General features: G+C 50.5%; 9 protein-coding genes. 6 read left to right on the top strand and 3 right to left on the bottom strand.

Annotated features, from left to right (window positions below):
* A partial coding sequence (locus ACTG3Z_RS04690) for a PAS domain S-box protein (protein WP_439141550.1) occupies window positions 1-1,716 on the bottom strand: 1,716 nt, incomplete at its 3' end.
* Window positions 1,717-1,784: 68 nt separating this feature from the next.
* Complete coding sequence (gene pncA, locus ACTG3Z_RS04685; protein WP_439141549.1) at window positions 1,785-2,387, bottom strand: bifunctional nicotinamidase/pyrazinamidase; 603 nt, start codon at window positions 2,385-2,387, stop codon at window positions 1,785-1,787.
* A gap of 85 nt (window positions 2,388-2,472) precedes the next feature.
* Here pncA and trhO point away from each other — a divergent pair, with 85 nt between their 5' ends.
* The 3 genes from trhO to ACTG3Z_RS04670 all read left to right on the top strand — a co-directional run bounded on the left by trhO (window position 2,473) and on the right by ACTG3Z_RS04670 (window position 5,427).
* Window positions 2,473-3,369, top strand: coding sequence for an oxygen-dependent tRNA uridine(34) hydroxylase TrhO (gene trhO, locus ACTG3Z_RS04680; protein WP_375264960.1), 897 nt, complete (start codon window positions 2,473-2,475; stop codon window positions 3,367-3,369).
* 344 nt (window positions 3,370-3,713) lie between these two features.
* Window positions 3,714-4,319 carry a hypothetical protein gene (locus tag ACTG3Z_RS04675; RefSeq protein WP_439141547.1) on the top strand — a complete coding sequence of 202 codons (606 nt, stop codon included), beginning with the start codon at window positions 3,714-3,716 and terminating at the stop codon, window positions 4,317-4,319.
* A gap of 79 nt (window positions 4,320-4,398) precedes the next feature.
* Window positions 4,399-5,427, top strand: coding sequence for a helix-turn-helix domain-containing protein (locus tag ACTG3Z_RS04670; RefSeq protein WP_439141546.1), 1,029 nt, complete (start codon window positions 4,399-4,401; stop codon window positions 5,425-5,427).
* A gap of 5 nt (window positions 5,428-5,432) precedes the next feature.
* Here ACTG3Z_RS04670 and ACTG3Z_RS04665 read toward each other — a convergent pair whose 3' ends face one another.
* Window positions 5,433-6,200: an SDR family oxidoreductase gene (locus ACTG3Z_RS04665; protein WP_439141545.1), complete on the bottom strand. Its 768-nt coding sequence runs from the start codon at window positions 6,198-6,200 to the stop codon at window positions 5,433-5,435.
* 161 nt (window positions 6,201-6,361) lie between these two features.
* Here ACTG3Z_RS04665 and ACTG3Z_RS04660 point away from each other — a divergent pair, with 161 nt between their 5' ends.
* The 3 genes from ACTG3Z_RS04660 to ACTG3Z_RS04650 all read left to right on the top strand — a co-directional run bounded on the left by ACTG3Z_RS04660 (window position 6,362) and on the right by ACTG3Z_RS04650 (window position 10,157).
* Window positions 6,362-6,586: a GMC oxidoreductase gene (locus tag ACTG3Z_RS04660; RefSeq protein ID WP_439141544.1), complete on the top strand. Its 225-nt coding sequence runs from the start codon at window positions 6,362-6,364 to the stop codon at window positions 6,584-6,586.
* 94 nt (window positions 6,587-6,680) lie between these two features.
* Window positions 6,681-7,727 carry a TAXI family TRAP transporter solute-binding subunit gene (locus ACTG3Z_RS04655; protein WP_439141543.1) on the top strand — a complete coding sequence of 349 codons (1,047 nt, stop codon included), beginning with the start codon at window positions 6,681-6,683 and terminating at the stop codon, window positions 7,725-7,727.
* A 78-nt stretch (window positions 7,728-7,805) separates the two neighbouring features.
* Entirely contained in the window at window positions 7,806-10,157 is a 2,352-nt protein-coding gene (locus tag ACTG3Z_RS04650) for a TRAP transporter permease (protein WP_439141541.1), read from the top strand.
* Window positions 10,158-10,169 lie beyond the last annotated feature (12 nt).

Below are 10,169 nucleotides of genomic sequence, written 5' to 3'. Positions count from 1 at the left end.
GTACCGTGGCTGTAGGCTAAATCCGTCTGGGGTAAGGGGGAGATCGGCCTCAGACCGATTTGTGCAACAAAGCCCGTCTGCTTGTTGAAATTTATCAAACACCTGATTGACGCGATCCGTTGGGATGCCAATCCCAGTGTCGATTACATCGACGATAAACACATAGCCGTTTTTTGCCATTTCTATTTTAGGTCGGACTGTTACGCCGCCAAAAGCAGTGAATTTTACAGCATTCCCAATCACATTCAAAAGGATTTGCCGGACGCGACCATCATCGCCTAGGGCATCTATTGGAAGCTCTGTGTCTTGCACCACGTCAAGGTAAATTCCCTTTTGGCTCGCCTGAGGTGCAAGCAGATCGATGCATTTGTGAAAGCATGATGCTAAATCAAAAGGGGCCGGATCAATGCTGAGTTGACCCGCATCCAATTTTGAAACGTCGAGAACGTCGTTCATTATCGTCAGTAGGGCGTCAGCAGAGTCCCTTATTGTGGCAGCGTAAGAATGTGCCTCTTTGGGCAAAGGCAACTCAAACAAGAGATCGGAAAGCCCTAAAATGCCATTCATCGGTGTTCTGATTTCATGACTCATCGTCGCTAAAAATTCGCTCTTTGCTTGTTCCCCCTGTTCTGCTTGGATCTTGGCTTCAGCGAGCTGTTTTTCGTGTTCTTTGATGGCTGTGATATCGCGTTCAATCGCGACAATCATTTCGACCTGACCGTCCTCAGTTTTGATAGGGACTATGTTTGTTTCAACCCAGATTGATGTCCCATCTTTGCGTCGGTTCAAAACGTCTGTACGCACGGGTTTTCCTTGCCGAATGTGATGCGCGATGCGCTCTGTCACTTCTGGGCTGGTGTTAGGATCATTGAGCAATTCGGCAGGTGTCTTACCAATCGCTTCAAAGGACTTGTAGCCCGTTATCTTGGTGAAGGCTTCGTTGACCCAAGTAATGCTGCCCGTAGGGTCCGATATAACGATGCTGTCGTTGGCGTGCCGCGCGACCAAAGATAACTTTCGCGCTAACTCTTGGGATTCACGCTTCAATTTATCTGAGGCTTCGAGCGCCTGGGACGTTGCTAGAATCTGCTTCGTGTTCGAGAGGTGTTTTTCATGACTGGACACCACAAATTGCAAAACAACATATACGATATAACCCATCATCGTCATCGTAAGTGCGTCAGTCAAAAAGGCGTCAAATGCGCGGCCAGAGCGCAAATATTGCTGGATCAAGATTATAAGGAAAGTCGTGAAGTAAATGCATAGCCGCACATGAGCGCTAAGTTTGTGGTAGGGGAGCACCAGACCTGCATTCAGGGTTGCCGACATGAGAAAAACAAGTGCGAAATAGATGCCAATGCCGTCTTGGGGCAAGCTTTCGGCCATCAGGATACAAATTGCAGTACAGATTGCTTGAAAGCCGGCACTAATGCTCGCGCGCGTGTTAACCAACGAAAATTGTCTTCCGTTTTCAAGCGCCTTCAATTGTCGTTTCAAACAAATAAAATCGATGATTTCACCGATTAAGGCGATGCATGCTGCCAGAAGCCCAACAAAAACGGAGGTGTGAAGCGCGACAAAGCCTGATCCAATGACGGTCAAGATCTGCCGTTTTGCCAAGTGCTTTATGCGTCCACGCGCGTATTTTTGAAAACGCGCAATGGATGCGTTCAGTGGCTTTGACGTCAGTTTCTGATCTTGGTTTTGTTGGGGCATCCCCTGTTACTCACGTCGCTAATCGCGGCAGTGATCACATCAAAACCTTAACGAATCGGACAACGTTTTTATTTGATGTGGATTCCCGCGTTTCGCATCGCGCTCAATGCAGCATCAAGGCTGCCATCCAGATCTATTGCTCGGCACGCATCAGTTTCGACCACGACCTTATATCCAAGGGCCTGCGCGTCCATGGCGCTGTAATATACACAAAAATCCAAGGCCAAACCGGCAAGGGTGACAGTCGTCACGCCGCGCGATTTCAAATATCCATCAAGGCCTGTTGGGGTCGTCTTGTCGTTCTCGAAAAACGCGGAATAGCTGTCAATTTCGCGGCGAAACCCTTTGCGCACTACCATTTGGGCCAAGCCCGTCTTTAAATCTGGGTGAAAGTCTGCGCCGCTTGTCCCAATGACACAGTGTGCGGGCCATAAAACTTGCGGTCCATAGGGCATATCCACGAGCTCGTAAGGGCTTCGATTTTGATGGTTTGTTGCAAAAGACTGATGGTCTTCGGGGTGCCAATCTTGAGAAAGTACAATGATTTCCGAGCTTTCCATCATTTTGTTTATGGGCGCAATCACCTCTGAACCGCCGGTAACGGCCAGTGCGCCACCTTCACAAAAGTCATTTTGAACATCGATTACAAGCAATGCAGTGGTAGCGGTCATGTGATTATCCAGTCATTGGCAAAACGTTGTATTAGCTTCTTAGTTTACTTGCTTTAAGGGGTCAAAATCAGCTACGCGTGCGCGCATGTATACTATAGCCGCGCTCTATCACTTTTCCCCAATCACCGACCTGCCTGCAATGCAGACGTTGGTTCGCAATAAATGCGAGAGCCTGCAGATCAAAGGCACGCTTTTGCTTGCGCGTGAGGGGATCAATGGCACCGTTGCTGGGTCAAAGGCGTCCATAAGCCAGCTCTTAGAATTTCTGAAGTCGCGTCCCGAATTTTCTGGCTTGGAATGGAAACTGAGCGAAAGCCCTGATGAACCCTTCAGTAAGCTTAAGGTTCGACTGAAGAAGGAAATCGTAACGATGGGTCAACCCGATGTTGATCCCCGTGGGGCTGTCGGCCAGTACGTTGAAGCAGAGGACTGGAACGATTTTATCAACGCCGATGATGTCGTCGTGATAGATACACGCAATGATTACGAAGTGGCGATTGGCACGTTCGAAGGAGCGGTTGATCCCAAAACCAAGAGTTTTCGAGAGTTTCCTGCGTGGTGGGAGCAAAACAAAAAACGTTTCGAGAACCAGCGCATCGCGATGTTTTGTACGGGTGGCATTCGATGTGAAAAATCGACGAGCTATTTAAAAAGCCAAGGCGTTGAGGACGTTTTTCACCTGAAGGGCGGCATCTTGAAGTACCTTGAAAACGTGCCGCAAGAGGAGTCGACCTGGAACGGTGAGTGCTTCGTTTTTGATGGCCGTGTTTCCGTTGGGCACGGATTGGAAGTTGGACCTCATCAGATGTGTTTCGGATGTCGACGTCCGATCATGCCAGAAGACGTCAAGCGGGACGGTTTTGAGCTTGGTGTCTCGTGCCATCAATGCTTTGATGAGACCACTGAGCAGGATAAAGCGCGTTTTCGTGAGCGCCAAAAGCAAATCGATCTGACAAAAAAGCGAACTTCGCAGTCAAGCTGAGAAGAAGCACGCGATACGTAAAGGTATTAAGTTTTGTGAAAGCTTAGTGTTTGCAGGTGCCGCACAGACACTTGTCAGGTAGTTTGAGTATCGATTTTAGCCAAGCGCTCAATTTAGCTATTGCCGGATATTTCTGTCGTGTTTCGAATCCAAGTCGCTAAGGAAGCGACGAGGCACCATTGCTTCCCCCTTCGGGAAATCATCGTCGATTCTGAAAAAACCGCGTCATTTTTGGAAAAAACTACGCTTTTTCGAAAAACGGCGCGTGTTGAGGTCAAGTGTTAGCGAGAAGAGGTCATCACTTTTCAAAACAACACATGACCCAACGCAACAGGATGATGACCATGACAAAAATTACACACACAGCTGCCCGCCTTCAGCTTGCAAAACAGCGTCAGATGACGTCCTTGATTGATCAAGAGATTTTGTCCCACAGCACAGACATGGTGTTCACCAAAGCAGACTGGGTACCGCTGTATTTTGATCGGGGAAACAAAGTAACATCTGATGATGGCCAGATGGCGGCGTATCGCGCAGTGACGCTTAAGGGCGAGTTGCTCTGGATGGTCTTCACACCTACGAAAGAGTGCGGATATCATGCGTCTTGCAGCGATCCATTTGAAGCAATGGAGCGCGCTAAAGCAAGCTGGGCAGAGCGTCGTGCAGTTCGTCAGGAATGGGATATTGTTAAAAGCACAGCGCGTGATCTGCTTATAGCACGTCAGCGGTTTGATGTACGTATCGAGGATCTTGTTGCTTCGCCGCTATGCTCGCTCGGGATCGAAGGCTTTCGTTGCGCGATTGGCATGCAGCGTGTCACCCGTATTCCTGGTTGGCTTGCGGCGCTGTTGATGAAGGTAGAGCCGCAAATGGGCTTCGTGATTCACGCAGCGATGAAGCGCCACGCCGCAACGCGCGAGCTTGCACAGGGCGCACAACTGCCTGCTTAAGGGCTTTGTCCGAAGTGTCAAAAATCTAGACAAATACGCGCTTTTGGGCATCATGTACGCATGAAACCCGGGGGCGCGTTTGGATTTAAACATACTTGATTTTGCGGTTCGTGGGTCAACCCTTGGAACGATATTAATCCTGACTGTTCTTATCTGGCTTAGTCGCATCGCGCGTGAAGCTCAGTTTGCATGGACTCTGCTCGCGATTGCATCAACTGCAAAAAGTTGGAGCCACCTCGTCGAAAATGCAGGGGCATCGGCTGATATTGTTTGGGTGCTGAAAATTATAGGAACGCTTGGTGCTTTGGGCATCACGTGGTTTGCGCTCACGATCTTTCTTGATGAAAAGCGATATAGATGGCTTTGGCTCGGGTCAGCTGCGCTGATCAATATGGCCTTGTTGTCAGTGCCGCTCTGGCCTCAGATCACCCCGTTTTTGCGCGGCTATGCGGTCCTTCACTTTTTGGCTTTGCTGACGCTTATTTTGTATTCTGCACGGGGCGATTTACAAGACGCACGCCGTCGTTTGCGACCTTTGATGTCAGCATTCCTGCTCGTTTACTCAATGGTGCAAGCCATCACAGCGACGCCTTTGAAAGGGTTTCAATCGACCAATGTTGCGCTGGCGCAATCCACTGTATTTTGGTTTTTCCTTACCACTTTTGCGATTTGGGCGTTGAAAGCGAACTTGAGTAACTGGCCGGGTGAAACCGTGCCAGACGCTACCGACAAACCAACGCCACAAGAACGTTCGACGGAGCAAACAGCGCTGGTGCGCCGCATTCTTGAAGCAATGGACGAAGGTGTTTGGCAGGTCGAAGGGTTAACAGTCGGCAGCCTTGCCCAAAAAGTCGGCGCGCCTGAGCATCAAGTGCGCAAAGCGATCAATCGTGGCTTGGGACACCGAAATTTTGCGAGTTTCATTAACCGCGCGCGCATTGATGCGGCGATCAAACGCTTGCAAGCGCCGGAAGCATCCGAAGAAACAATCCTTCAGATTGCGTTTGACGTTGGGTTTAGCTCCCTTGGGCCATTCAACCGAGCGTTTCGCGAAACGACGGGGCAATCGCCTACTGATTTTCGCAAGCAGGCCCTGACACAAATGTAATGAACTTAGGTCAGTTCCAAAGCGTCGGACATCGCCATTGCGCTCATGCCGCCATCAATGACGATGTCTTGCCCTTTGATCCACGCGCTTTCGGGCGAGGCTAGGAAGATGATCACGTCTGCTGCTTCGTCGGGCAGACCTGCGCGGCCTGCGCGCGCGATATTCTTGGCAACCTTTTCACCAAAGGCTGTGATGAAATCATCCAATATTCCTGTGCTAACAGCAGCAGGACTAGCGGAATTCATGCGCAAACCACGACGGGTCATTTCTTCTGCGCGTGCCATGGTCATCACGATCACCGCTTCTTTTGTTAGATTATAGGCGCGGGTCGCATCCATATTTTGGTCTACAACAAAGCGTGCGACATCCGAGTTGGAGAGCGCCATAAGTGCTTTGATTTGATCAAGGTTGTCACGCCATGCAGCCCCAGCACGCGACGCGGTGTTCACGATGGCTGAATCGCTTGCAAGCTTATCGAGCATCCCATCAAGGAACGTGCAAAGACCAATGTAATTCACCTTTAGCACCAATTCAGCCAGCCCTTCGCGCGGGGGCAGTCCAGCATTGTTTATCAGTGCATCGAACGGACCCTCAGCAGCGTCAAGCGCGTTGGCAATAGAATTGGGATCGCTTAGGTCGGTTTTGATCCAGTGATCCGCATTTGGCCCAGGATCGCCAATATCAAACGCTGTTACATGATGGCCCGCGGCTTTAAGCTTTTGGGCGATCGCTGCGCCAATTCCTGTGGCTCCGCCTGTCAGTGCTACGCGCATATAAGTTCTCCCGAAAAACTATTTTGAAAAAGCCTATGGGATATCCTGCGAGGAGAGAAGGCAATATCCTACGCTTGAGCCAGCTGATTTGTGCGATGTTGTGAGCGAAGAGGTCTGGTTCGATCCATCCCTTGATACGCGTGTCGGTTCTAACTCGCTTGATGATGCAATTCGCAAAAAATGGGCGCACCATTTTTCATCCAGCTGGGACGGGTCGCAAGGGTGATAGTCCAAGTGCTGTTGTTGATCACGAATTGAGAGTGAACGGAATTGAAAACCTGAGGGTTGCGGACTGTTCGGTCATGCCAGCATTGGTGTCAGGTAACACAAATTCACCGACAATGATGATTGCAGGGCGCGTCGCTGATTTCGTTCTTGGGTTGTAAATGTACTTTTCTATTCAACATACAGCAAATGTTCCTTGCTAAGCTTTTTGAAGTAGTGAAGGTTGAAGAGGATAACAGTTTTTGGGAGGAAACTATGAAATTTACTGCATACGCAGCACTACTGACTGGTGCAATTCTGACAACGCCAGCGATGGCGCAGGTCAATTTGACGGCTGAAACAGCAAGCCCTGGTGGCTCTGTTCACCTCGCACCAAGCCACTTGGTCGAAATCGCAGGCACGCAAGGCATCGCGAATATTCAGCTTGCTGATGGGCAAACGTTGACCAACTCGCTACAGAACGTCGCAGAGGGCAAAACAGATATCGCAAGCGCGCCGCATATTTTGCCGTTCTTGATGCAGCGTGGCGTGGGCCCATATGGCGAATTGGGTGGCGAAAAAGGCGCTGAGCTCGCAAGCAATCTGCGCTCTATCTATCCTTATATCTTGGGTAACTTCATGCTGTTTGCATACGATTCCAAAGGAATTGGTGGCTGGGATGATCTAGAGGGTAAAAAGATCTTCAACGGTCCGCCACGTGGGGGTGCATTGACTAATGCGCGTGCCATGATTCAGATCACTGCTGGCCTGAAAGAGGGCGAAGGCTATGAAGGCATCCAGTCCAACTGGGGTCAGGCGACAACAGTCATCGGTGGCGGTGGTCCTGACGCGATTGTTCTGCCTGAGGTGTTCCCAAGTGGTCGGACATCCACGCTGAGCGCAGCTGGTAAAATGACAGCTTGGTCGCTTCCAATAGACGTCTTTGAATCAGATGCTATGCAGAAGTACATCAAAGCACCAGGCAGTGCGCCAATCATTATGCCTGTTGCCGAAGCCGCTGCAGCACTTGGCGATCAATTCACGGTCGTTTCTGAGGATGACACATTCCGCGGTTTTGCGACGGTTGGCGGCGATGTCGTCCACAAGGACATGGATGAAGAGTTGGTTTACAACCTCGTGTCCGCCTACATCGGCTCGCTTGACGCGCTAAAGGCGAAAGCCCCTTTTGGTAACACTGTTGCTTTTGACAATCCTATGCTTGGCATGTGTGGCGCAAACCCAATGGTGTATCACAACGGCGCTGTGCGTGCATGGGAAGAAGCCGGATTCGAGATTGATGATTGCGCCAAAGAAAAGATGTGATCTTAACATCTGAAAAGTAAACGCGCGCCGCCCCCTTCTCGGGGCGGCGTTGCCACGTCCACCCATTGAGGTTGCCCCATGTCCAGCACTGATACATCAGTTCCTGATCACTCCACTCCGAGTAAAGCCGTCTTTCCTAACAGAACGCTTTATATTCTAGCGCTGATTTTCGTGTTTGTGGGTATTGTGAATAGCACCCCTTTCATTCCGGGTTGGGAAGAGCTGTGGCGTGGTGTGACGGGCTATAAAGATTTGAAGGCACAATCCTTCGCGACCGAGTGGTTCTACCCGATTGTGTTCTTTGTGATGATGGTCATTGTCGCGCTCAAACATTCAATGTGGCGCGCGTGGCAAGGAACCAATCGCTCAGCTTTTGGCCTGTTTATGGACGTCGCACTGGTGGTTTCGGCGCTGTTGATATCCTTAACGTATCTGATCGAAATCGACAGTGTATGCCTGATCGATCTTGCCAACGGTGATCGCGCACGATTGATCGCAGAGTCTTTGCAAAAAGAAATTCAGTTCGCAGAGGACTTTGGATTGCCGGTTCCCCAAACGGTGGATGATCCTAAGTGTGTGTCTACGACAGGCATTTGGTTGGTGCTTATCATGGGTGTCTCGATGCTAGTGTTTCTTGGGTACAATATCAAAGTCTGGGGTTTGCCGCTTGTGCTCGTTGCATTGGCGATGGCGCTTTACACGATTGGCACGGTGTTTGTTTGGTATTTCCACGGTCCTGATGACATCAACAAGTACCTGATGACAAAGCTCGGTGGTGAGCCGCGCACTTTCTTGGACGGTCGTCCCAATGTGCATGATGCGCTGGTAAACAACGCGTCCGGGATGCTTGGACGGTTCATGCACGTGATTATGAACGTTGTATTCCCCTACATTATTTTGGGTGCCATGTTTGGCAAATCAGCTGGGGGTCAAGCTTTGATCAAACTTGCGTTCCGCTGGACGCGCAATTTGCGCGGTGGCCCGGCGCATGCTGCGATTGTGTCGTCTGCTATGTTTGGAACAATCACCGGTGGCCCGGTTACCAACGTGCTTTCTACGGGTGTTTTGACTATTCCAATGATGCTCAGACGTGGGTTTAGCCCGACTTTTGCGGGTGGTGTTGAGGCAGCTGCATCATCTGGTGGCTCTATCATGCCGCCTGTTATGGGGGTTGCAGCCTTCATTCTCGCGGCGCTTACGGCCACACCATATGGGGATGTGATTGTTGCGGCGGCCATCCCGGCAATCGCATATTTCTTCTGTCTCTTTTTGACCGCGATGTTCCAATCTCGCAAACAAGGGATCGAAGCTTACGGTGAGCTCACCGAGGACATGCACATCAATCGCAAAGATATTCTGCATCTCATGCAAATCTTCTTGCCAATCTTGCTGATCCTCATTCTGCTTTTGACACCAAAAGATGCTGTTGGATGTGGCCCGCTTGGTTGGTTGCTGGGCGCGCAGACGGTTATCAATGATGGTGTCTGTCGCGCAACAAGTCTGCCTTGGTTCCTACAGCTCTATCAAAATGCAGCTGGCGATGCTGGTGCCACTGGATGGTGGGGCGCAGCTTTCGTGATTTTGCTCCTGTTTTTAGACAAAGACTTTCGCAAGACGCCGCGCCTTGTACTGGATGCGCTGGCGGAGTCGGGGATCACACTGTCTACGCTTTACCTTATGTTCCTTGCGGTCACAGTAATCGACGTCTGCTTGAACTTCACAGGCCTCTCCAAGTTCGTTGCAGTTGATGTATTACGCTTCTTGCTGGCGCTTGATCTCGGCAGTGGCGATAGCGTTTATATGCAATTCATTGCGCTGGGCATTACCATGCTGTTGGCCGTTCTACTTGGCATGGGCATGCCTGCTGTGCCTGCCTATATCAATGTGGCGCTTTTGATGGGGCCTTTGCTGATCGGGCTCGGAATTGCGACGTTCACCGCGCATATGTTCATCTTTTATTTTGCTGTTGCATCTGCGATTACGCCGCCGGTTGCGCTTGCCGCATTTGCGGCATCCACTATCACCAAAGCAGAACCAATGGCGACAGGGTTCAGTGCTGTGCGCTCTGGAATTGTGATGTTTGTTATCCCGTTTGTCTTCGCATTTTACCCAGAGCTTTTGTTGATTGATCAAGCGCTGATTGATCCAGCCAGCCCAAACAAGGATTTTCTACCGGGTTATGAGGATGGCGTGGTGTTTACATCGTTGCTTTGGTTGCTCGCGCGATTGATCTTTGCGCTTTATTTCGTGGCCAGCGCTTTGGCGCGCTTTGATACTGGTCCCCTGCCTCTTCCTTGGGTGGTGATCCGCCTTGTGATTGCGGGGATGATTATGGCGAAGCCTGAAATGATCCACTTCAGTGCGATTGCAGTTGGTTTCGGTGTCTTGATTTTGCACCGCTTTTCGCAACGTCAAAGTGCCGCTGCATAATGGAGTTCTGAG

Origin of the sequence: Planktotalea sp. (assembly GCF_965659345.1) — a bacterium.
GTDB lineage: Bacteria > Pseudomonadota > Alphaproteobacteria > Rhodobacterales > Rhodobacteraceae > Planktotalea.
The sequence above is the reverse complement of the archived record's forward strand: the minus strand, read 5'-3'. Positions and strand labels throughout refer to the sequence as shown.

Excerpts from the sequence above, each read along its gene's own strand:
- ACTG3Z_RS04655 (WP_439141543.1), top strand. The coding sequence starts at position 6,681 with ATGAAATTTACTGCATACGCAGCACTACTGACTGGTGCAATTCTGACA.
- ACTG3Z_RS04650 (WP_439141541.1), top strand. The coding sequence starts at position 7,806 with ATGTCCAGCACTGATACATCAGTTCCTGATCACTCCACTCCGAGTAAA.
- trhO (WP_375264960.1), top strand. The coding sequence starts at position 2,473 with ATGTATACTATAGCCGCGCTCTATCACTTTTCCCCAATCACCGACCTG.
- pncA (WP_439141549.1), bottom strand. The coding sequence starts at position 2,387 with ATGACCGCTACCACTGCATTGCTTGTAATCGATGTTCAAAATGACTTT.
- ACTG3Z_RS04665 (WP_439141545.1), bottom strand. The coding sequence starts at position 6,200 with ATGCGCGTAGCACTGACAGGCGGAGCCACAGGAATTGGCGCAGCGATC.
- ACTG3Z_RS04660 (WP_439141544.1), top strand. The coding sequence starts at position 6,362 with ATGATGCAATTCGCAAAAAATGGGCGCACCATTTTTCATCCAGCTGGG.
- ACTG3Z_RS04675 (WP_439141547.1), top strand. The coding sequence starts at position 3,714 with ATGACAAAAATTACACACACAGCTGCCCGCCTTCAGCTTGCAAAACAG.